Source organism: Nocardia sp. NPDC047038 (genome assembly GCF_040644075.1).
Lineage (GTDB): Bacteria > Actinomycetota > Actinomycetes > Mycobacteriales > Mycobacteriaceae > Nocardia > Nocardia sichangensis.
Genome location: NZ_JBEYVQ010000002.1, coordinates 800,700 through 822,563 on the forward strand (window position 1 = coordinate 800,700; position 21,864 = coordinate 822,563).

Consider the following 21,864-nt stretch of genomic DNA (forward strand, 5'->3'; position numbering starts at 1 on the left):
ACACCGAGAGAGAACATTGTCCGCCAGGATGGTTCCGGCCCCGTGTGCTTTGTTCCCGAGGTTGGGAAAGAACCTTCGCCCTCCTCGCATCGTGGTCCATCGACGGTGGGACATCGCACGGTGGTCGGCTCGAGTCGAGCGTTCGCCGCGCTGATCCCGGGCGCATCGTCCTGACGCCGGTGCACCGATCGGTAGTGTGTGCCATCGTCGTGCCGGACCGAGCCCACGCCGGGTCGCGATCAGGCGGGCAGGGGCGTGTGATCGCGACAGCTGGGTGCATTGTCGCGTTCGGTGATGCGGACGTACAGCCGGAGCAGCACCTCACGCAAGGTGATGCCGAGCTCGGCGGCGTGCATGGCGGCCAACTCGAGCGCGAGGTCGCTGGCGAGTGTGCCGGGATCGCTGAGCATTTCGTCGAGCACCATCCCGCTGACGGCCTGCTCGCGGGTAAGAGTGACTGTCGGCAGCCAGCTGAGTTCCCAACCGGAGTCAGAGGAATAGGGGAGCAGCCGTGCCGTTTCCGGGGTGATATCGCTGGTGATGATCGAATCGGTGATGTCGAGTGCCATGATTCGCTCTCATTCACTCTGTTTCGGGAGGACGCGGAGGCGCCGCTCGCTCGAAGGGCGGTGACCGTGCTCGGCCACGGCCCGAACGCGGTGGTTTCGTCCGTGCCTGAATTACTGGGTGCCCGATTGCTTTCGGAGAACAGGCGCGAGCGCTGCGGGCGGGGTGGTCATGTCCGGCCACGGGTGCGGCCTGCTCGAATCGGCTCGCGCGGTAACGAGGTATCCGTATCCGGCACCTCCTAGAGTTGTCGAGCCGCCGAGCCGGGCCAGTGGGAAAACCCTTGCGCCGATATCGAATTGCGGTGGCTTCGAGAACCAGGCTAGGTAGTGACACGTCGTGCTGTCAACGAAGCTTTAGCGCTTCGTGACGATATTTGATACGCGTTGATGCCTTGAAGTAGACGTATAGCCCAATATGTGTCGAAGATCGACGGAAATGTTCCTTATCTCTGCTGGCTGGAGCCCGAAAGGCCTGCTTGTGAGCGCATGTGGCAACCTTCGATCGTGCGGCGGCGGGCGAACGAGCGCGCGGCTGGATTGCTGGTTGACAACGAAATTCGGCGAACGCGATACATCCGACACCGCTTGACACTTGGTGACTAAAATGTCGCATCGTGATACTCCGTGAGCATGCGTATGCAAGGCGCAGAATGGGAGGCGCGGAATGGCTGACTCGGGCTCGGACGAGCAGGTCGGCAACCTGGTCCGCAGGCTACGACTGGAGCGCGGTTACACCCAAGCGTCGCTCGCCACCAGAGCGGGCTGCTCCCGCAGCCTGATTCAGCAGATCGAGAACGGCAGCAGGATTCCGCCGCTGGCGCTGCGCGAACGTCTGAGTCTGGCGCTCGGCGCGGAGTTGCCGACCGATGGCAGCGCCGATCCCGCGACCGATCCGACCAGCAGCGCCTACTACGACCTGCGGATGCGATTCAACGTCCTGCTCGGCAAGGACCCTCAATTGGTCTCGCGCGCACTGAGTATCGCGCAGAGCCTGATCGATGCCTCCGGAGCGCGGGCGGAGATCGAGCCGCTGCGCCTGGTCGCCGATCGGCAATTGGAGCGCGCCGAGGAGATCCTCGCGCAGATTCCCTCGCGCAGCGCGACGGTATGGGAATGGAATACCGTCACCGACTGGCTGACGATCCTGGAGCAGGCCACCACGTCGGTGCGCGCGATTCACACCGCGGACCTGGGCACGATCGGCGGCGACGTCGGCGACGACTATCACGCGGCGATTCTGCGCCTGGCCGACACGACCCATCCACCGAAGATCGATGTACGGCGGATGTATGTGCTCGACGACATCTCGGACGTCTGGCCCTACGACGACAAACTGTGGAAGCAGGCCCGATCGGGCGTGGAAAGCGTGCTGGTCAAGCGCGAGTATGCGCGCAACGCGCAGAGCATGCTCGTAGTCGATGATCGCTACGTCGCGGTGGGCGAGTACGACTACTCGCGTCAGGCCCGGGTCGCGACGCGCTTCTCCGCGCTGAAGCACGATGTCGCGTTCGCGGTCCGGCGGTTCGAGAAACTCTACGACCTCCGGCGCGCCGGTTCGGCCATCGTGGTGGACCAGATCGTCGCGCAGCCGCCGCTGGCGGAGTTCGAACGACTCACCGAGGGCAACTGCCGCAGCCTGTTCCGCGCCGCACTCCAGGAGAAATGGAACACCATGCCCGCACCGGGAGACTCTTCAGAAGGCGAGGTTCCGTGACTCAGAGCCAGGTGCTCACCGATCCGCTCGCCGACCTGGCGAGGCTGACCAATCGCTCCGAAGCCAGGAAACGTGAAGTGCGCGGCCACCTTTCGAGAGACGCCTGGTTCGCCGGGACCGGTGGCCGCCGCTACTCGGGCGTCATCGACGCGTACCACGGCGAAACCGGCCGGGCTCCGGACGCGCACGCGGTCGCGGCGCTGGACCGGGCATGGCGCGAAAGCCTGCACATCGCACCCCCGGCGGAGTACCTCGACGGCAGGCTCTACGACAAGCGGCAGCCGCTGATTCTGCGGGAACTCGCGGCCCGCAAGCTGTTCGAGCGCCTGTCGCATCCGGTGGAAGGGGTGCCCGGCGTCCGGGTGCGCCCGGAGGAGGTGATCGTCTGCCCGTACTCGAGCACGATGTTGCTCGAGGAGGCGGTGGCCACCCTCGCCAGGCCAGGCGGGGTGATCGTGTGCCCGGAGGGCTTCTACAAGAGTTCCAGCATCCACGTGGAGAAATTCGGCTTGCGAATCGTCTCGTGCCCGGTGGCTCCGGACGACGCGTTCAAGATCGATCCGGCCCGGCTGGCCCGCTGCCTCGCGGAACTGCGGGCGACGGGCGAACTGTGCGGCGTGCTGCTCACGCTGCCGGGCAACCCTGTCGTCGCGGATTACACGGCCACGGAGCTGGCGGAACTCGGGCGGGTGCTGCTCGACTCCGGTGTTCCGGTGATCTGCGACATGGCCTTCGACCGGCTGGTGGCCTCGCACATCCCGATCGCGGCACTGCACGTGGAGACCGAGCAGGGCATCCGGCGGCTGTACGACGTGGTGCTGACCATCACGGGGAACTCGAAGGGCTACAACGCCTTCGGCCCGTGCAAAATGGGTGCCGCCTGCACCGGCGACGGCGCGTGGCTGGCGCGGATCAGGGAACGGCTCACGATTTCGTTCCAGCGCGAGACCACCCATCTGGCCCGCGCCATCCTGGAGCACACCTCTGAGGACTACTTCGACCGCAATCACGCGCTGATGCGCGCGCAGATCGATCGGACATGCGGCCGGATCGCCGCGATCAACACCCGGCTGGGAACCGACGTGCTGCGACCGTTGGGCAACCCGGAAGGCATGTTCGTCTCGGTGGTTTTCGACACCGCGCTGCTCGACAAGGCGGGTGTGCACACGAGTGCGCAGGTGGAGGACCTGTTGCTCGCCGTGGCCGGCGTCGACAGCGTCGCGCTGGACCGGACCGGCTCGCTGCGTCCCGGTGTCCGGTTGAACGTCCTCGCTCCGCGCAAGGCGCCGCGACACGAGTCGCCCGCTTTGATCGAGGAACTCTTCGACCGGCTGGAGCAATTGATTCGCGACATCGTCGGCGGGCTCACCTATCGCGACGCGCTCGCCGATCGCGGCCTGACCGCTCTGGTGGCGGAGCCCGGGGCCGCGCGATGATCGTCGGAGTGCTGCGCGAGACCGCGTCGCGGGAGACTCGCGTGGCGCTCACCCCGGACGAGGTGCGCACGCTGTCGGCAGCGGGACTCCGCGTTCTCGTGCAGGAAGGCGCGGGACAAGGCGCGGGTTTCGCGGACGAGGACTACAGCGCGTCCGGGGCGGTCGTCCTCGAGGATCGCGCGGCGGTGTTCGAGCGCGCGGGCATCGTCGTCTGGGTGAAACCGCCCGCGTTCGAACTCGAATCGATGCCACTGCGCGCGGGGACGACGCTGCTCGGCTTCCAGGATCCGCACCACCGGCGCGACGAGATCGACCGGTTGCGCCGCCGCGGCATCGAATCGGTCGCCTTCGACGCGGTGCCACGCGACGACACGACCACCGAGTTCGACGCGCTGTCCACCATGAGCCGGATCGCGGGCGCGGTGGGTTACGCCGAAGGCAGGCGGCTGCTCGCTCCCGGGCGGCTGGCCGGCCCGGTCCGTGCCTTCGTGCTGGGGTGCGGGGCCGCCGGTCTCGCCGCCATCGCGGCCGCGCGCACGTTCGGCGACGAGCGGCCGACGGCGGTCGGCAACCGCATCGAACAACGAGTGGCCGCGATCGGGGCGGGCGCGGGGAAATTCGTGCCGAACCGGGACGACAACGCGGCACTGCTGGCCACGCTCGCCGCGACGCCGCCCGATCTGGTCGTCTGCACGGCCGTGCACCGCGGATCCCCGGCGCCTCGCCTGCTCGGACCGGCGGCGCTGGACCTGCTCGGCTCGGGAACCGTGATCGTCGACCTGGTGGGCAAGGCGGGCGGCAACTGCGTCGCGACCGTGCCGGACAAGACGGTCACCCTGCCCAACGGCGTCGTCGTCACGCATCGCTCCAACTATCCGGCGGATCGGCCGGGCTCGGCCAGCCGTGCGTACGGCGCCGCGACGGCGGCGATGGTGCTGCGAATAGCCGGGGAGCGCGGCGAAGTCCCTTGACGCTCGATGAGAACGTGTTCTAATTTTTGGCATGCGCAGATTTGACGGCCGCCGCGTGGTGGTGACGGGAGCGGGATCCGGCATCGGTCAGGGCATCGCCCTGCGGCTGCTGGACGAGGGGGCGCAGTTGGTCGCCGCCGACATCGACGCGGCGGGCCTGGCGGCCACCGCGGAGAAGGCGGGCGACGGCGCGGAACGACTGCGAACGGTAGCGGTCGACACCGCCGACCCGGAGTCGGTGCGCACCGCGACCGCAGCGGCGCTGGAGTTCCTCGGCGGACTGGACGTGCTGGTCAACGCGGCGGGCATCCTGCGGCCCGCGCGCACCCACGAGATGCCGCTCGAGGTGTGGGACCAGGTGATCCGGGTGAATCTCACCGGCACCTTTCTCATGACCCAGGCCGCGCTGCCCGCTCTGCTGGACACCGGACGCGGCGTGGTGGTCAACATCTCCTCTACCGCGGCCTTCAGCGCGGCGCCCTACCTCGCCTCCTACGCGGCGTCCAAGGGCGGCGTGAACGCCTTCACACACGCCATCGCCCTGGAGTACGCCAAGCAGGGCTTGCGCGCGGTGAACATCGTTCCGGCAGGCATCACCAGCGGTATCACGACGAAGTCCATCCTGGATCAGCCCGAGGGTTTCGATCCGCAGCTGTTCTCCCGGATGACCGGATGGCTCAACGGGGGAGCGCTCGGCAGCCCGGAGGACATCGCCGGGGTGGTCGCGATGGTCGCCTCCGACGACGGCAAATACATGACCGGCACCGAGATCCGGGTCGACGGCGGCGCGCTGATGTAGTCAGCGGGGCGTCGCCACCAGCAAATGGTGCGGAATCGGCGTGTTCGCGAGCCTTCGTTGCTCGACGGTGCAGCCCGCCTGTTCCAGCGCCGCGACCACCTCCGGGACCGGGCGCAGTGTGAACCCGTACGACGTGAACGGAAGCTTCGCCATCGCGTCCGGATCACCGATGCCGATCACCAGACGGCCGCCCGGCCGGACCACCCTGGCGAGTTCGGCGCAGGCCGCAGCCAGGTCCGGCACGAAGTACACGGTGTTGACGGTGATCGCGGCATCGAGGCTGTCGTCCGGCAGCGGCAGCGCGGTGAGCGAGCCCTCCACCAGCCGCAGGCGACCGGCATCGATGTCGCCGCCATGACTCGAGCGCGCGCGTGCCAGCATGTCGGCGGAGATCTCCACGCCGTGCACGACGCCTCCCGCGCCGACCCGCTCGAGCAACCGGGAAAGCCCCGCTCCACCACCGAACCCGACGTCGGCCACGGTGCCGCCCGGCGCGACCGCGGCGGCCTCCACCGCCCCCGTAATGGCGGGCTTGTTGCTGCGATTGAGCACGAAGGCGACACCTTTGCCGAGCACGCCGTGGGGATTCCCGAGTTGACCGGCGAGTGTGGACAACAGACGGCCCCGAACCGAGTTCATGCGCGTCATCGTATCGACCCCCCGCTGTGCCGGGGGCGCGGCGAATACCCGAATACTCTTCTCTCCGGTATCCGTTCGGATACCGCGATGCCCAGCGAAAGAGGACCGCGATGCGTCGGCCGATGACCCTCCTCGCCGCCTGCGTGCTGGCATTGCTGCCCGCTCAGCCCGCGTCGGCGGCCGGGCCATGGGGTCCGCTCGCGCCGCCGAATCCTTTCCTGGGGCCGACCGGCACCGCCACCATGCACGGTGACGCGGGGTCCTCGGACGCGACACCGCTCGCCGGTCCGGACGCCCGCGCCGCGGCGATCGGCGCGTACCCGCTGGCCTCGGCGTGCCCCACCCTGCTGGAGGGATCGGACCGACTCGTGGTCGCCCTGTGCACCGCGATCGCGGGACAGACCCCGACGGTGCATTTGCTCGATCCGGCGGCGCCGGGCCTGTTGGCGCCATCGCTCGCCGCGCTGCCGTTGACCAAGGGCAGTCTGCTCGGCGGTGTGTACGCCTACCTCGATCAGGACGACCGTCTGGTGGTCGTGGACGGCACCGACCGGTTACTCCGGGTGCGGCACGAGCGTGACGCGGCGGGAGCGTGGCGGCTGATCAGCGAAGAGTCCGCCGACCTCGGGTCGGTGATCCCGTCGGGGGACAACGTGACGGGACTCGTTCCGGACTGGTCGGGCAACGTGTGGTTCGCGACCGGCCGGGGAGTGGTCGGATTCGTCACCCCGGCCGGGCTGGTCACCGCGTTGACGCTGCCCGCGGGGGAGCAGGTGGCGAACAGCATCTCGGCGGCTCCGCGTGGACAGGTCGCGGTGGCGACGACGCACGCGCTGTACGAACTGCGCGTCGGCCCGTCCGGCGCTCCGGAGATCGCGTGGCGCGCGGCCTACGACCGGGGATCGGCGCGCAAGCCGGGACAGCTCAGCTGGGGCACCGGGTCGACGCCCACCTACTTCGGTCCCGAGACCGGTGCGGACTATCTGACCATCGTCGACAACGCCGACGGGCAGGTGCATGCCTTGGTATTCCGTTCCGGAACAGGCGAATTGATGTGCACGGTTCCAGTGCTCGGCGAAGGTGGGGCCGGCAGCGAGAATTCACCCGTCGGCATCGGCCGCTCGATCTTCGTGGCGAGCACATACGGCTACCCGTATCCGGCGCTGCCCGAGGGGGCGGGGCCCGCGTCGCCGCCGAACGCTCCTTTCACCGGGGGGATGACACGAGTCGACGTCTCCGCTGACGGATGTCACGTGATGTGGGAGAACAAGGTTCGGAGTGCCGCCGTTCCGCGGCTGTCCACCGCCGACGGCGCGCTCTACACGGTCGCTCGCGTCGGCTCCGATCACGCCACGCCCGTGGACGGGTACGCGTTCACCGTTCTCGACCCCGAAACCGGTGCGGTCACCGCATCGCATCCGCTGCCCGGCACCATCGTCGACGATCCGCTGGAGACCGCACCGTTGATCACACACGACGGCCGTCTGTTGCAAGGCACGGTCACCGGGATACTGCGCGTCGGTTGAGTCCCCTATCACCTTGAAGGTGATTCAGGTCACTTTCGCGGAGTGATTCGAGTCGCGGACTGCCGTTGCGACGGTCCGGTTCGGGCGTTGGAGTGCGGCATGGCCGTGCGTCGACGGTGACGTGGGTCACTCCAAGTCAGGTGTCACGGCGTCGATTTCGCGCGACTCGACGCTCGGTAACGGCAGGTGAGGCGAAGATCACATGCCTCGTTATGGTTGCGGCTCCGGTGCTGAATCGGGCGTGCTGAGTGGGTGAACTGAACCCTTTTCACTCGCTGGTTAATGCGGAGCCTGTCGGGGAACTGTCCGGTCTTCCCGGCGTGCCGCTATGTCTTTACCCGGTTTATTACCGCGTAAACAAACTTCTGGTCTCTTTCCATTGGGCGGTGACCAGCAACTGTCCTTTCGTGCAAATGAACGTGCAGGTGGGAAGGGGTGTCAGCAACCATGGAGGGGTCTATCGAAACGCTCCGCTAACGCCCGAGGCGAGTTCCGATTCATTGCCGTGACGTATTCCCCGTGACTATTCCGGCGGAGTCGCCGGAGCGGTGCCCGGTCGCCGAAATCGGGGTCGCCCGGGTCGCATGCGGTTAGCTGGCACGGGGCGAAAAGGCGCTGCCGCAAGGGTTTGCTGGGGTGCTGCTTTATACGCTTGACCTCGACAGGCAGGGTTGCGTAGGGATAACGGTTGTGTAGAGTTGACGGTAACGCTGGCCGCAGCTAGAGCAGCGACTCGCTGCGGCCAGCGGAACTCAAATGGGGGACTTCCGAACCGATCTGGCGCCGCTTAGCTGCCGATTGTCCCAGTCACTTCACCCAGCGTGTGCTGAATGTTGGCTGCGTCACAGTGGTCAGATGATCGCCCGATGACTCGGCACCCGGCTTCGCCTGCTCCGTGACCGCGCGGCGTCCCACCCCGAACACGTACACCAGGAACAACGCCTCGGCAGTGAATCCGATCGCGATGCGAATCGGTGTGGGCAACGGGCTCGGCGTCACGAAACCTTCGATGAAGCCACAGATCAGCAACACTCCGACCAGGCCGAGCGCTACGGTCGCGGTCGCCCGGCCCTGCCTGGCCACCGCCTCCACCCGGCTGAGCCGACCCGGATCGATCAGCGTCCAACCGAGTTTCAGGCCGACGCCGCCCGCGACGAACACCGCGGTCAGCTCCAGCGTGCCGTGCGGAAGGATGAAGCCGAAGAACGAATCCAGCCGCCCCGCATCAGCCATCAGGCCCGCGCTGACACCCAGGTTGAGCGCGTTCATGAACAGCAGGTAGACCGCGGGCAGGACCAAGACGCCGGTGAACAAGGCGATCGCCGTCACCCATGCGTTGTTCGTCCATACCTGCGCGGCGAAGGCCTCCTGCGGATGCTCCGAGTAGTACGTCTCGAACGCGCCGCCCGGCGCGGTGAGGCTCCTTGTGTCCTCGGGAATTCCGAGCACCTCGCGGGCCGAATCGAACCGGTCCACCCAGACTGCCAACCCGGCCGACACCGACAGGAACACCGCGGCGACGCCGACCCACCACGGCCATGCCCGATAGAGCGCCGCCGGGAAACGGTGACTGAAGAACCGTCCGATCTCCTGCCAAGTGTCGGCTCGCGTGCCCAGCACCCGGCCGCGCGCACGTGCCAGCAGCGCGCTCAGCCCGGCGATCAGCTCCGGGTCCGGGCTGTGTGACTGCAGCCGCGCCAGCTGCTGGGAGGTGCGGCGGTAGAGCATGACGAGTTCGTCCGCCTCCGCGCCGGTGAGCTTGCTCCGGGTGGACAGGTAGTCGAGCCGGTCCCACGCCCTGCGGTGCGCCAGGCTGTATGCGTCCACGTCCATTCGGTTGCCTCCCACTCCCGCCGGTCGCAAGAATGCTATCGACATGGCTGAGTTCACCACCGGCGAAGCAGTGGCCCTGGAACTGCCGATCGCCCGCATCCCCACCAGGGCCACCGCGTTCCTGATCGACGTGCTGGCCCAGTGCACGCTCGGGTTCGTGCTGTTGTTCGCGATCGTCACGTTGCTGCTGCCCGCGGGCGTCGACTCGGCCTGGTTGGACGTGGTCGCACTGGTGACCATCGTGACCGTGCTGGTCGGGTACCCCGTGACCTGTGAGACCGCTTGGCGGGGACGAACACTGGGCAAGCTGATGCTCGGGCTGCGGGTGGTGCGCGAGGACGGCGGGCCGATCGATTTCCGGCACGCGCTCACCCGCGGCCTGGCGGGCGCGATCGTCGATTTCTGGATGCTGGGCGGGTTCGGCGCCATCGCGGTGCTCACCTCGATGTGCTCGCCGCATGCGCGGCGGATCGGTGACGTGCTCGCCGGCACCGTGGTCGTGCACGCGCAGCACCCGCTGCCGCCGCCCGCGCTCGCGATCGCGCCGCCGTGGCTCACCGGCTGGAGCGCGCAGCTCGAGCTGTCCGGACTACCGGAAGATCTGGCGCTGGCGGTGCGGCAGTACCTGACCCGCTTGCGCACCCTGACGCCCGCGGCGCAACACCAGCTGGGGACGGCGCTCGTTGCCGAGGTGTGCGGCCGGCTGCGCGTCGCGCCACCGGCCGGTTGTCCGCCGTCGCAGATTCTCGGCGCGGTCATCGCCGAACGGCAGCGCCGGGTGCTGCCGTGGCCGCTGTACCCGGTCTTCCCGCCGCGCGCCGGTCAGCCGTTCGCCGCCACGTAGTCGTCGATCTCGCGCAGATAGGCGTCCTGCCGTGCGGGCGTGATCCACGAGGCACGGAACGAGTTCCGGGCCAACTCGACCACCTGATCGGTCCCGAGACCACCTTGCTCGGCGAGCGCGAGATAGTTGTCGGCAACGTAGGCGCCGAAGTACGCGGGGTCGTCGCTGTTGACCGTCACCGTCAGCCCACGGCTCAGTAGACCGACGATCTCCTCGGCTTTCATCTGCGCCGTGACGAAGGAGTTCGACACCGGACAGCAGGTGAGCGCGATCCCCTTGGACCCGGCCAGTTCGACCAGACGGTTGTCCTCCACGATGTTGGTGCCGTGGTCGAGGCGGTCGACGGCGATGTCCTCCAGCGCCTGGCGGATGTGCTCGATCGAATCCGGCTGGTCGATGTCGCAGTGCATCGTCAGCAGGAACCCTTCCGCGCGGGCGCGCTCGAAGACGGCGGCGAACTTGCTCGGCGGGTTGCCCCGCTCGTCGGAATCCAGTCCCACACCGAGGATCCAGCTCTTGTACGGCAGCGCTTCCAGCAGCGTCGCCATGGCGTACTCCGCGGAATGGTCGCGCAGGAAGCACAAAATCAGTTCGGCGGATATCCCCAGCTCCCGCCGCGCCCGTGCGATCGCCGACCGGTATCCGCTGATCACCGTGGGGAACGGGACTCCGCGCCCGGTGTGCGCCTGCGGATCGAAGAACAACTCGGCGTGACGCACGCCTTGGCCGTGCGCTCGGCGCAGATAGTCGAAGGCGAGGTCGTGGAAGTCCTCCGGGCGCTGTAGCACGCGCATCGCGGGGTAGTAGACCTGGAGGAATGACGTCAGGTCATGGAATCGGTAGGTCTGCTTGACCTCTTCCACGCTCTTCTCCGGCAGCTCGATGCCGTTGCGCCGGGCGAGGCGGAACTTCAGCTCCGGCTCCAGCGTCCCTTCCAGATGCAGGTGCAGTTCCGCTTTGGGCAATCCGCGGACGAAGGCGGCGAGATCTGAGGCCATGGGGTCATGATCCTCCTCGGCGCGCGCGCGAGGACGCGCTTCGACGAGACCGCGGCGCCCGGCGGAAAAGACTCAAAGGGCTCCGGATTGTTTCAGCTCCAGATATTCGTCCGCCAGGGCCTCCGGCAGTCGTTCCGGAGACGCCGCGACGACCGCGATCCCGGTGCGCCGCAGCGATTCCTGGACCAGCGCGCGTTCGGCGAGCACGGATTCGGCCGCGGCCGCGGCGTAAAGGTCGGACAGGTTGTCGCGCCGGGTGGCCGCCGCGGCGACATCGGGGTCGGTCACCGAGACGATGAGCACGCGGTGCCGTTGCGCCAGGACCGGCAGCACGGGCAACAGGTTCTCCTCCACCGCGGCGCCGTCCAAGCTGGTGAACCAGACGACCAGGCTGCGCCTGCGAGTGCGCTGAATGGCCGCTCGCACCAGTCCGGCGCTGTCGGTGTCGACGAGGGCGGGAGTGATTCCGGCCATCGCGTGCATCAACTTCAGCTGGAGACCCTTTCCGCCGACACCTCGGACCTCGGCGCGCGCTCGGCGGTCGAAGGCGAGCAGGTCGACCGAATCCCCCGCGGCGGCGGCGAGACCGCCGAGCAGCAGGGCCGCCTCGATGCTCGCGTCCAAGCGCGTACCGTCGCCGACCCGGCCCGCGCTGACCCGGCCGGTGTCCAGCAGCATCAGCACGTGCCGGTTGCGCTCCGGCCGCCAGGTGCGGACCAGGACGTCGGTGGCGCGGGCGGTGGCGCGCCAGTCGATCGCGCGCACGTCGTCACCGGCGACGTACTCGCGGAACGAGTCGAATTCGGTGCCCTGCCCGCGCAGGTTGGCCAGATTGCGGCCGTCGAGGTGCTGCAACCTTTTGACTTTCGACCGCAGCAGCCGTTCGGCGCGGAACGCGGGCAGCGCCCGCACCCGGGCGGGCACGTCCCGCCTCGTCTGCCTGCCCGCCAGTCCGAGCGGGCCGATCAGCCGCACCGTGATCCGGCCCGCGACCCGATCGCCGCGGTAGGTGGGCGTGAGCACGGTGCGGAAACGGACCTTGGTACCAGGGGCGAGATCCAGTACGTGCGCGCCGTTCTCGGCGCGGGCGCTGTCGGGCCAGTCGTCCCACACCGTCCCGCGCAGCCTGCGGGCTCCGGTGTTGACCGCGACGAGTTCCACCTCGGCGGAGCGGCCGAGCCGCACCGTGGTCAATGCCTCGCGGGACAGCGACAGGTCGCGCGCCCGCCCCACAGCGCCGAGATCGACGAGCAGCCCGGCGGCCAGGACGCAGGTCACCACGACCACGCCGACCACCGAGGGCAGGACCAGGGTGACGAACAGGGCCGCCACGCCTGCCGCGGCGGCCAGCCGACCGGTGACGACCATCGGCTACACCGGGACCGGGACCGAGAGCAGCAGCGACGACAGCACGCCTTCGGTGGTCACACCGTCCAGTTCGGCCTCCGGGCGCAGGTGCAGGCGGTGCCGCAGCACGGCGACGGCGACGGTCTTCACATCGTCCGGCGTGACGAACCCGCGCCCGTTGAGCCAGGCGAACGCGCGGGCGGCCGCCATCAGGGCGGTCGCGCCACGGGTCGACGCGCCGTGCTGTACGGCGGGCGAGATGCGGGTGGCCCGGCACACGTCGACGGTGTAGGCGAGCACCTCGGGGCTGATCGTGGTCTGCGCGATCGCGGTGCGGGCGGCGGCGATGTGCGCCGGGCCCGCGACCGGACGCAATCCCGCGGCGGTGAGGTCGCGCGGATCGAAACCCGAGGCGTGGCGTTGCAGGATGCGGAACTCGTCGTCGCGACCGGGCAGGTGGATGTCCACCTTGAACAGGAACCGGTCCAGCTGCGCCTCCGGCAGCGGATAGGTGCCCTCCTGTTCGATCGGATTCTGGGTGGCGACGACGACGAACGGATCGGGCAGCGGCCGTGGTTTCCCGTCCACCGAGACCTGGCGCTCCTCCATCGACTCGAGCAGGGCCGACTGGGTCTTCGGCGGCGTGCGGTTGATCTCGTCGGCGAGCAGCAGGTTGGTGAATACCGGGCCGTGCCGGAAGGTGAACTCGGCGGAGTGCGGATCGTAGATCTGCGACCCGGTGACGTCGCCGGGCATCAGGTCGGGGGTGAACTGCACCCGCGCGTGCTCCAGGTCCAGCGCCGTGGCCAGCGCCCGCACCAGCAGCGTCTTGGCCACCCCCGGCACGCCTTCGAGCAGGACGTGGCCGCGGCACAGCAGCGCGAGCACCAGGTACATGACCGCGTTGTCGTTGCCGACCACCGCCTTGCCGATCTCGGCGCGCAGAGCATGGAACGCGGCGCTCGCCTGCTCGGCCGTCGGGGTGGTCTCGGTGCTGGTCATTCCATCTCCTGTGGTTCGCGGGCGTTCCCGCGGGCGGTGAGCCGGGCGAGGATCGGGCGAGGGCTTCTCATCCGACCTCCGATTCGATCCATTCGAGCTGAGCGGCGACCACCCGGAGGGTCTCGGGATCGGGAACCGGGCCGAACAGGGCGGCGCCGATCTGGGCCGGGTCGGCGCCGACGCGCGCGGCGATCACGGCGACGATCCGGTCCGGCGGGGTGTCGGCCGTGATGCCGAGCGGGGTGCGGATGCGGCGCAGCGCGGCCGCCCGTAGCTTTCCGGCGACGTGATCATGATCCTTCGAGCGGCGATACAGCGCGGCCTGGCCGCCGAGCAGTTCGTTCGCGGCCACTTCGACGGGGCGGGGTTCGCGCACCAGAGCGCCCCGTCTGCGGGCACGCCACCACACCACCAGCGCGGCGGCGATCAGGAACTGCACGCCGCCGTAGAAGACCGGTGCTGGCAGCCGGTCCCAGATCGCGTCGTCACCCGCCCCGAAGCCGGGGCGGTCCGGCGGAGGGACGTCGGGCAGATCCGGCGGCGGTTGCGGCGGCGGGGCGGTAGGCGCGATCGGCGCGCCGCAGGACTGCGCGACGCCGTAGACCAGCAGCAACAACGCGGCCGTCGCGGCGAGCACCGCCCAGAACCTGGGATCGCGCACCAGGTTCGGCAGCGGCGGCAGTTTTCGCCTGGTGCGCGGCTCCTGCTCGACCGCCTCGATCTCGACCGGTTCCGGTGCGGGGGGCGGCGCGGACCCGGAGAACCGGTCGGCGTATTCCAGCCTGCGATACTCGTCCTCGGTGGCGCGGCGTCCGCCGTAGACCACCTCGTCGAAGCTTCGTGCGGCGGGCTGGAACTCGGTGGCGGTCTCGAGCGGCAACGCGGTCGTCACGTCGTCGGCGGTCTCCCGCGCGGTCCGCGACCGCCGCACCTCCAGCACACCGCCTTGTTCCAGGCCGCGCAGCACGGCGCGGAAACGTTCCCGCAGGGCGCGGTCGAAATCCCGCTGCGCGGCGGCTGTTTCGGCGGCGGCGCGATGATCGGCGGCGGCGCCGAGCCGCGGGGTGCCGGGCGCGGGGTCGGCCGTTCGCGGCTCCATCGGCACGGGATCGCTCATCGCGCCTCCCGCCTCGGAATGCGAATGTCCAAACCCTCTCTGCGGCAGCGGCGATCGACGTAGCACACCACCCGCGACGAAGCCTCGACCACTTCGCCGAATGCCGTCAGCAGCAGCACCGCCGACGTGGTCAGCACGATCACCGGCCACCGGTGCGTGCCGGAGAAGTCCGAGACGAACAGCGGGATGCCGAGCAGTGGGATGGCGAGCAGCGTGAACAGGGCCCGCTGGGCGATCCAGAGCCCGGTGGTCGGCCACTCCGCGCCTTCGGCGAGCAGCGTGGCGCGCGCGACGCCGTCGCGGTGCGACGTGCGTTCGACCAACAGCACCGGCACCGCGACCCAGCGGCGGGCGCGCAGCCGGCCCAGCCAGATCGCCGCGAGCGGCAGCGTCACGATCAGCAGGCCGCCCACCGTGAGCACGCCGACGCCCACCATGGTGAACAGCAGTTGGAAGACCAGCAACGGACCGAGCGTCCCACCGAATCGGCGCAGCGCGGTCCGTCGGCCGATCGGGGTTCCGTCGACGGTCGCGAGCCCCAGCGCCACGGTCGTGCCGCGTAACGCGAACCGCAGCAGCCACGCGCAGGCCGCGGTGGACAGGATCGCCGCCCAGGCGGTGCCGGGGTCGGAGCCGTCGGTGAGCGCGGAGGCGCCCGCGGTCACCGCGACGACCACGGCTTCGGCGAGCAGCAGGCCCGTCACGCTCAACCCGGCCAGGGCGCGGATGTTCGCCTGGATCAGCGCGAACGGCACATCGAGCAGTTCGCGGAAACTCAGCGGTCGGATCGGCACCGTCGCTCCAGGAGACCCCGGTACCGGATCTGTTCCCGCCCCGACGGCGCCGGCCGGTTCGGCGGCTGGCAGCACGGGCCGAGTCTAACCGTCAGCGCCGCAGTAAGCGGTCCACCACGTGCCGGTAGCGAACGGGATCGATGGGCGGAAGACCGAGCAGTGCGCGCAGGTACACGCCGTCGCCGACCAGCCGGATGAGGTCGGCCTGAACCGGGTCGGCGACCTCCTCGTCCAGACCGTCCGACCAGGAATTCATCAGGTCCACCAACGCCTGCTGCACCTCGTCCGGCTCGGGCGTGGCGTCGATGGTGCGCATGGTCGCGAGCATGGACCGGTAGAGCTCCAGCTCCACCGCCTCCGCCTCGACGGCCGGGTTCGGCGTCTGCAGGTACCACTCGGCTACCGAGCCGCCTTTGGCGACCGAGTTGTCCAACTGCTGGCCCGCACGGTCGGCCAGTCTGCGGACCAAGCCCGCGAGCAGCGCGTCCTTGCTCTTGAAGTGATAGAGCAAGCCGCCTTTGGAGACGCCCGCGGTGGCCGCGACATTCTCCAGAGTCACGTGCGACATGCCTTTTTCCAGGAGCAAGGTCTCGAGCGCATCCAGGATTCGGTCGCGGGTGTCAGCCGTCACCCGGCTGACTATACCGTCCGGACGGTTATGTGAGTACTATACCGTCTGGACGGTAAGAAAACCGACGACGGAAGTCGAGAAAGTCATGACCACCCAGACCGCGCAACCCGCCGAACGATCGACCAACGCCCCACCTCGAGCGGGGACACGCGAGTGGGTGGGGTTGTCCGTGCTGGCGCTCGCGCTACTGCTGCTGGCCGTCGACGCGACGGTGCTCGATCTGGCCGTGCCCGCGATCAGCGCCGATCTCGCGCCGACCACGCCGCAACTGCTGTGGATCATCGACGTCTACTCGTTCGTGCTCGCCGGACTGCTCGTCGTCATGGGCAACCTCGGCGACCGGATCGGGCGGCGCAAATTGCTGCTGCTCGGCGCGGCGGGATTCGGTGTCGCATCGATACTCGCGGCGTGGTCCCTGACGCCGGAAATGCTCATCGCGGCGCGCGTACTGCAGGGTGTCGCCGGTGCGACGCTGATGCCCGCGACGCTGGCACTGATCAGGTCGATGTTCCTCGATCCGCGGCAGCGAACCGTCGCGATCGCGGTGTGGAGCGCGATGGCGGGCGGTGGCGCCGCGGCGGGACCGCTGCTGGGCGGCTGGCTGCTCGAGCACTACTGGTGGGGTTCGGTCTTCCTGGTGAACCTGCCGGTCATGCTGGTGCTGATCGGGCTCGGTCCGCTGCTGATCCCGGAGTCGCGTGATCCGCGGCCCGGTCGTTTCGACCTGCTCAGCGCCGTGCTGTCGATGCTCGCGCTGGTGCCGGTGGTGTACGCGGTGAAGGAATTCGCGGCGCACGGGCCGAGTGTCCTGGTCGCGGTGATCAGTCTGATCGGCCTGCTTGCCGGGGCGTGGTTCGTGCGCAGGCAGCGACGATTGGAGCAACCGATGCTGGACCTGGCGCTGTTCGCGCTGCCGAAGTTCCGTACGGCGGTGCTGACCAATCTTCTCGCGGTGTTCGCGCTGGCCGGTGTGCTCTTCTTCGGCTCGCAGTACCTCCAGTTGGTGCTGGGACGCTCCCCACTGCAAGCGGGATTGCTGTTGCTGCCCGGTTTGTCGGCCGGGATGATCGCCTCGCTCGCCGCGGCCTGGCTGGTGCGGCGGCTGCGGCCGGGCACGGTGCTGGGCGGCGCGCTGATCACGGCGGCGCTGGGCGCGGCGCTGTTCGGCCTGCTCGGCCCCGACGCGGCCACCAGTACCACGCCGTTCGTACTCGGTTTCCTGTTCATCGGGGCAGGCGTGGGCGTCGCGCTCACCGTGTCCTCCGACCTGGTGGTCGGCTCGGCGCCGCCGGAGCGCGCGGGCGCGGCCGCCGCCGTGTCGGAGACCGCGTACGAGACCGGCGTCGCGCTGGGCGTCGCGATCCTCGGCAGCGTGGTCATGGCGATCTTCCGCGACGGTCTCGATCCGACCCACGTGCCGGGCGACCGGATGGCTGCCGCCTCGGAATCCCTGGGCGCCGCCACGGCTTTCGCACGTGAATTGCCGGAGGCCGCCGGGCGCGCGTTCCTCGCCTCGGTGCACGAGTCCTTCGTCTCGGGCATCCACTTCGCGGCCCTCGGTACCACCGCGATCTTGTTGATCGCGGCCGCGGTGGCGTTCCGTTTGCGCCATGCGCGCGGGTGATTTCGCGGGCCGGATTGCGCGGCGCTGCCCACGCCGGTGTTCGAGGCCGCGGCCGACCCGCCGGTTGCGGAACCACCACTGCCCGGTCGGCGGCGGTGAGCCCGCTGAAGACGATCATGAGGGTTCACCGCGCGACATCGGCCCGACTGCGGTGCCGATCCGCCGGCCGTCGCCGTGATGCGCGGGATGCGCTGCGCCCATGCAATACCCGGACCTGGGTGTCGGGTGCGTCCGCTCGTCTGAAGTCGAGGTAGTCGCGGCGTTCGAATCGCACAACATTTGGTTGTGGATCATCGCTGGTTCGGTTGTTTGATCACACCTCCGCGCCTTGCTTTGATCCATGGCGGTCAACAGTGAGTTGTGCGATCGAGAGGTGCGAAGCTTGGGGACCGGACGATCTCTCGGTCGGCAGTTCGGATGGTTGTGGGCGGCCTACGCGGTCAGCGCCTACGGGTCGGGTCTTGGGTTCGGTGCGTTGCCGCTGATCGCCGTGCTGGTGCTGCACGCAGGCCCCGGACAAGTGTCCGCGCTGTCGGCGGTGGGGCCGGCGGTGGGCGCGCTGATCGCGTTGCCGCTCGGGCCGTGGGTGGAATATCGCCGCAAGCGACCGATGATGATCGCGATGGACCTCACCCGGTTCGCGGTCATGATGACGATCCCGCTCGCCTATGCCTTCGGCCGACTCGGTTTCGTCCAGCTGCTGGTCGTCTCGGCCGTGGTCGCCGCGGCCAAGATCGCCTTCAACGCGGCGAGCGGCGCCTATCTCAAAGCCCTTGTGCGGCCCGAGGACCTGCTCGTGGCCAACGCGCGATTCGAGTCGACGACGTGGAGTTCCACCGCCGTAGGGCCGCCGCTGGGCGGAGCGGCGATCGGTTTGTTCGGGCCGGTCACCACCGTGGTGGCCGACGCGCTGAGTTACCTGCTCTCCGCGCTGGCGGTCGCGGCGATTCGCGGCAGGGAAGAACCCCCGCCGCGGACCGGCAAGCCCCAGCTGCGCGCCGGTGAGTTGCTCGAAGGCTGGCGGTACCTGCTGGCTCATCCGGGATTACGGGCGCTTTACCTCAACCAGCTGCTCGTGGGCGGACTGATCATGGCCACCGAGCCGCTCCTGGCCGTACTACTGCTCCGCGAGCTCGGATTCCCACCCTGGCAGTACGGCCTCGCCTTCGCCGCCCCCTGCGTCGGCGGACTCATCGGCTCACGCCTTGCCGGCCGTGTCGTGGAGCGATACGGCAGGCACCGGGTCCTGCGCACCGTCGGCACGCTGCGCGCGATCTGGCTGATCGGCCTCGCGTTCGTCCAGCCCGGTGTCGCAGGCCTCGCGACGGTGATCGCTGTCGAGCTCGCGATCATCATCAGCATGAGCCTGTACAACCCGGTACTGGCCACCTATCGACTCGAGCACACACCCGAAGACCGCGTCGCCCGCACCCTGTCGGCCTGGTCGATCAGCAGCAGCGCTTCCATCGCAGTGCTCAGCGCGCTCGGCGGACTGCTCGCCGACGTGACCAGCCCGCGCACGGCCATCACGGTCGCGGGACTGCTGATCCTCGTCAGCCCGCTGCTGCTACCCCGTCGCCAGGAATCCGCACCTGCACCCGAGCTTGCGGTGGCGACAACCCTTCAACCACAAACGGCAAGCGTTTCGCAGGAAGCCAGGCACAATTCATGACTGTCACCGCACTCGACCCGTCCAGCGCGCTGGTCCTCGTCGACTTGCAGAACGCCCTCATCGACGCGCCGACCGTCCCCTATACCGGTCGAGAAGTGGTCGCCCGGGCGGTCGAGCTGGCTCGTGCTTTCCACGAGCACAGCGCCCCGGTCGTCCTGGTGCGGGTGACGGCCCGTGCGGACGGAGCGGATGCCGCTCCAGGTCGCAGCGACATCTCGAGCCCACCAGGTTCATTGCCCGACGGCTGGGATGTCATCGTCGACGACCTCGCCGGTCACCCTGACGACATCACGGTGACCAAGCGCACTTGGGGTGCCTTCTACGGAACCGACCTCGATCTGCAACTGCGCCGCCGCCGCGTCACACAGATCGTGCTGGCCGGGCTCACCACCAGCATCGGCGTGGAGTCGACCGCTCGCGCCGCCTTCGAACACGGCTACCACGTCACGCTCGCGACGGACGCCATGGCCGATCTGAACGTGGAGGCGCACCGCAACAGCATCGAACGGATCTTCCCCCTCCTCGGCGAAACCGGTTGCACCGCCGAGATCGTCGAAAATCTTGCCAAGACCCGCGCCTGACCCCGGCAGAAGGTGGATCCGGCCTCGGTGGTGGCGCCGGTCGCAGCTCAGCTCGTCCCGATGCAAGGTCGGGCCGTGTCCGGCGATCGAGTGAGGAGTCGGGGCGCGCGAACAGCGGGCGGGCGGTAGCGAGGAGCGTCAGGCCGGGCGGGCGAGCCGGGTCGGCGTGAGGCGGCCGCGAAGGGTGACGGATTCACCGAGCCGCCAGTGTCCGGCTTCGGACTCGGCGGACGCCGCGACGGTTGCGCCGGAGGCGAGCAGCAGGCCCTGCTGCTTGGCGAGTTCGCACAGGCGAGCCGCTTCGTTGACGGCGTCGCCGATGACGGTGAACTCGTAGCGCTGATGCGCGCCGACATTGCCCGCGACCACCCGGCCCGCGGCCACGCCGATGGCCGCGACGAAATCGGTCGCGGTGCTGTCGAGCCGAGCCAGGATCGCGCGGGCGGTGGCCAGCGCCGCGCCCGGGGCGTCGGCCAGCGGAGCGGGCGTGCCGAAGACGGCCAGGGCCGCGTCACCCTCGAACTTGTTGACCAACCCGCCGTGGCGCTCCACCTCGTCGACCACGATGCCGAAGAACCGATTGAGAATGGCGACCATCTCCGGCGCGGGAATGGTCGCGGCCATGGTCGTCGAGCCGACGATGTCGATGAACAGGGCCGCGGCGTCGGTCTCCACACCGCCGAGCGCCGGGTCGCCCGCCAACGCGGCCGCGGCGACCTCACGGCCGACATGCCTGCCGAACAGGTCCCTGATCTGCTCGCGCTCGCGCAGTCCCTCCACCATGTGGTTGAAACCGCTCTGCAGCTCACCCAGCTCGGTGCCGTCGTAAACGGCCAGCGCGACATCGAGATCACCGTCCTCCACCTGACGCATCGCGCGGCGCACGCCGAGGATGGGCGCGACGGTCGCGGCCAAGGTCTGCGTCATCAGCAGGAGACCGAAGACCAGTGTCGCGCCGCCGAGCGACAGCACGCAGACCGCCAGTCGCGCCTTGGTGACGTCATCCATCGTGAGCGCCAGCACCGCGAGCACCATCATTCCGGCCACCGGCACGCCGGAGCCGACCACCCAGACGACGAGCGAGCGTCCGAAGACGCCGATGCCGCGGCGCCGACCGGAATCCGCGGCTTCCAGCACCCGGGCGGTGACGGGCCGCAGCGCGAACTCGATGATCAGGTAGCTGTTCGCGCACACCACGATGGCGCTGATCGCGATGCCGAAGGCCACCTTCGGGATCAGTTGCGGTTCGGCCAGCCCGTACAGCGTGGTCAGCAGCACGAGCCCGCCGAACCACAGCAGCGCTTGGTCGCGCACCAGCCTGCGCGGCACCGCCGTGGCCGCGGCCATCTCCTCCTCGGTCGGCACGTGGTCCGGATCGGTGGCCCACCGCAGCGCACGCAATTCGCGGGTGGTGCCCCACCACAGGCCGAGCAACAGCGCGCAGGTCGCGTACAGCGGTGCGGCGAGCACGTCGAGCAGCAGGAGATCCCGGGTGAACACCGACGGGCCCGGCAAGACGAAGCCGACCAGGACGATCGACACGACCATGCCCGTCAGATTGCCCAACAGCGTGGGCACGGTGAGCAACAGCTGGACGCGAATGCGTCGTAGCCCGGACGACTCCTCGGCGGACCCGAGCAATCGCGACCCCCACGGCGCCGCGGCGAGCGTCACCTCCCTGTGTTGCATGGGTGCAGCGTAAGCCGCAGAGCGCCCCAGCGCCGTAGGTCGCACTCGGCCGGATCCGGCGCCGGGTGGGCCGTGGGT

Annotated in this window: 19 protein-coding genes; 9 read left to right on the forward strand and 10 right to left on the reverse strand. The window is 69.1% G+C overall.

Annotated elements, in window-relative coordinates; translation table 11 throughout:
- Positions 1–239: 239 nt before the first annotated feature.
- Positions 240–569, reverse strand: a complete 330-nt coding sequence (locus tag ABZ824_RS11800) for a hypothetical protein (RefSeq protein ID WP_356963253.1) — start codon at positions 567–569, stop codon at positions 240–242.
- 664 nt (positions 570–1,233) lie between these two features.
- Between ABZ824_RS11800 and ABZ824_RS11805 the strand changes: the two genes are divergently transcribed.
- From ABZ824_RS11805 to ABZ824_RS11820, 4 genes are read left to right on the forward strand one after another with little or no spacing between them, the layout of a single operon-like run.
- Positions 1,234–2,283, forward strand: a complete 1,050-nt coding sequence (locus tag ABZ824_RS11805) for a helix-turn-helix transcriptional regulator (RefSeq protein WP_355073368.1) — start codon at positions 1,234–1,236, stop codon at positions 2,281–2,283.
- A complete protein-coding gene (locus ABZ824_RS11810) occupies positions 2,280–3,719 on the forward strand; it encodes a pyridoxal phosphate-dependent aminotransferase (RefSeq protein ID WP_356963254.1) in 1,440 nt (479 codons plus the stop codon). Before ABZ824_RS11805 ends, ABZ824_RS11810 begins: the two co-directional genes overlap by 4 nt.
- On the forward strand, positions 3,716–4,690 hold the full coding sequence (locus tag ABZ824_RS11815; protein ID WP_356963255.1) for a hypothetical protein: 975 nt from the start codon (positions 3,716–3,718) through the stop codon (positions 4,688–4,690). Before ABZ824_RS11810 ends, ABZ824_RS11815 begins: the two co-directional genes overlap by 4 nt.
- A gap of 31 nt (positions 4,691–4,721) precedes the next feature.
- A complete protein-coding gene (locus tag ABZ824_RS11820; RefSeq protein ID WP_356963256.1) occupies positions 4,722–5,489 on the forward strand; it encodes an SDR family NAD(P)-dependent oxidoreductase in 768 nt (255 codons plus the stop codon).
- On the opposite strand, the gene ABZ824_RS11825 is transcribed toward ABZ824_RS11820, so the two are convergent.
- Entirely contained in the window at positions 5,490–6,128 is a 639-nt protein-coding gene (locus tag ABZ824_RS11825) for a methyltransferase domain-containing protein (RefSeq protein WP_356963257.1), read from the reverse strand.
- A gap of 110 nt (positions 6,129–6,238) precedes the next feature.
- On the opposite strand from ABZ824_RS11825, the gene ABZ824_RS11830 reads away from it, so the two are divergent.
- A complete protein-coding gene (locus ABZ824_RS11830; RefSeq protein WP_356963258.1) occupies positions 6,239–7,654 on the forward strand; it encodes a hypothetical protein in 1,416 nt (471 codons plus the stop codon).
- An 807-nt stretch (positions 7,655–8,461) separates the two neighbouring features.
- Here the strand turns inward: ABZ824_RS11830 and ABZ824_RS11835 are convergent.
- Entirely contained in the window at positions 8,462–9,487 is a 1,026-nt protein-coding gene (locus ABZ824_RS11835) for a stage II sporulation protein M (protein WP_356963259.1), read from the reverse strand.
- A 43-nt stretch (positions 9,488–9,530) separates the two neighbouring features.
- Between ABZ824_RS11835 and ABZ824_RS11840 the strand changes: the two genes are divergently transcribed.
- Positions 9,531–10,331: an RDD family protein gene (locus tag ABZ824_RS11840; protein WP_356963260.1), complete on the forward strand. Its 801-nt coding sequence runs from the start codon at positions 9,531–9,533 to the stop codon at positions 10,329–10,331.
- Here ABZ824_RS11840 and add read toward each other — a convergent pair.
- The 6 genes from add to ABZ824_RS11870 form a co-directional block, all read right to left on the reverse strand.
- Positions 10,310–11,329, reverse strand: coding sequence for an adenosine deaminase (add, locus tag ABZ824_RS11845; protein WP_356963261.1), 1,020 nt, complete (start codon positions 11,327–11,329; stop codon positions 10,310–10,312). The two genes, ABZ824_RS11840 and add, sit on opposite strands and share 22 nt — an antisense overlap.
- A 72-nt stretch (positions 11,330–11,401) precedes the next feature.
- Positions 11,402–12,697 carry a DUF58 domain-containing protein gene (locus tag ABZ824_RS11850; protein ID WP_356963262.1) on the reverse strand — a complete coding sequence of 432 codons (1,296 nt, stop codon included), beginning with the start codon at positions 12,695–12,697 and terminating at the stop codon, positions 11,402–11,404.
- 3 nt (positions 12,698–12,700) lie between these two features.
- A complete protein-coding gene (locus tag ABZ824_RS11855) occupies positions 12,701–13,678 on the reverse strand; it encodes a MoxR family ATPase (protein WP_355073352.1) in 978 nt (325 codons plus the stop codon).
- A 67-nt stretch (positions 13,679–13,745) separates the two neighbouring features.
- Positions 13,746–14,795, reverse strand: a complete 1,050-nt coding sequence (locus tag ABZ824_RS11860; RefSeq protein WP_356963263.1) for a DUF4129 domain-containing protein — start codon at positions 14,793–14,795, stop codon at positions 13,746–13,748.
- Positions 14,792–15,589 (reverse strand): hypothetical protein, encoded by a 798-nt coding sequence (locus tag ABZ824_RS11865; RefSeq protein ID WP_356963264.1) that lies wholly within the window; start codon positions 15,587–15,589, stop codon positions 14,792–14,794. Before ABZ824_RS11865 ends, ABZ824_RS11860 begins: the two co-directional genes overlap by 4 nt.
- 91 nt (positions 15,590–15,680) lie before the next feature.
- Positions 15,681–16,220 carry a TetR/AcrR family transcriptional regulator gene (locus ABZ824_RS11870; protein ID WP_355073346.1) on the reverse strand — a complete coding sequence of 180 codons (540 nt, stop codon included), beginning with the start codon at positions 16,218–16,220 and terminating at the stop codon, positions 15,681–15,683.
- 85 nt (positions 16,221–16,305) lie between these two features.
- Between ABZ824_RS11870 and ABZ824_RS11875 the strand changes: the two genes are divergently transcribed.
- The 3 genes from ABZ824_RS11875 (at position 16,306) to ABZ824_RS11885 (ending at position 20,097) form a co-directional block, all read left to right on the forward strand.
- Complete coding sequence (locus ABZ824_RS11875; RefSeq protein ID WP_356963265.1) at positions 16,306–17,844, forward strand: MFS transporter; 1,539 nt, start codon at positions 16,306–16,308, stop codon at positions 17,842–17,844.
- 382 nt (positions 17,845–18,226) lie between these two features.
- Positions 18,227–19,516 carry an MFS transporter gene (locus tag ABZ824_RS11880; RefSeq protein WP_356963266.1) on the forward strand — a complete coding sequence of 430 codons (1,290 nt, stop codon included), beginning with the start codon at positions 18,227–18,229 and terminating at the stop codon, positions 19,514–19,516.
- Positions 19,513–20,097: an isochorismatase family protein gene (locus ABZ824_RS11885; protein WP_356963267.1), complete on the forward strand. Its 585-nt coding sequence runs from the start codon at positions 19,513–19,515 to the stop codon at positions 20,095–20,097. The genes ABZ824_RS11880 and ABZ824_RS11885 overlap by 4 nt, the downstream gene beginning before the upstream one ends.
- A 138-nt stretch (positions 20,098–20,235) precedes the next feature.
- On the opposite strand, the gene ABZ824_RS11890 is transcribed toward ABZ824_RS11885, so the two are convergent.
- Positions 20,236–21,786 (reverse strand): adenylate/guanylate cyclase domain-containing protein, encoded by a 1,551-nt coding sequence (locus tag ABZ824_RS11890; protein ID WP_356963268.1) that lies wholly within the window; start codon positions 21,784–21,786, stop codon positions 20,236–20,238.
- Positions 21,787–21,864: the final 78 nt, after the last annotated feature.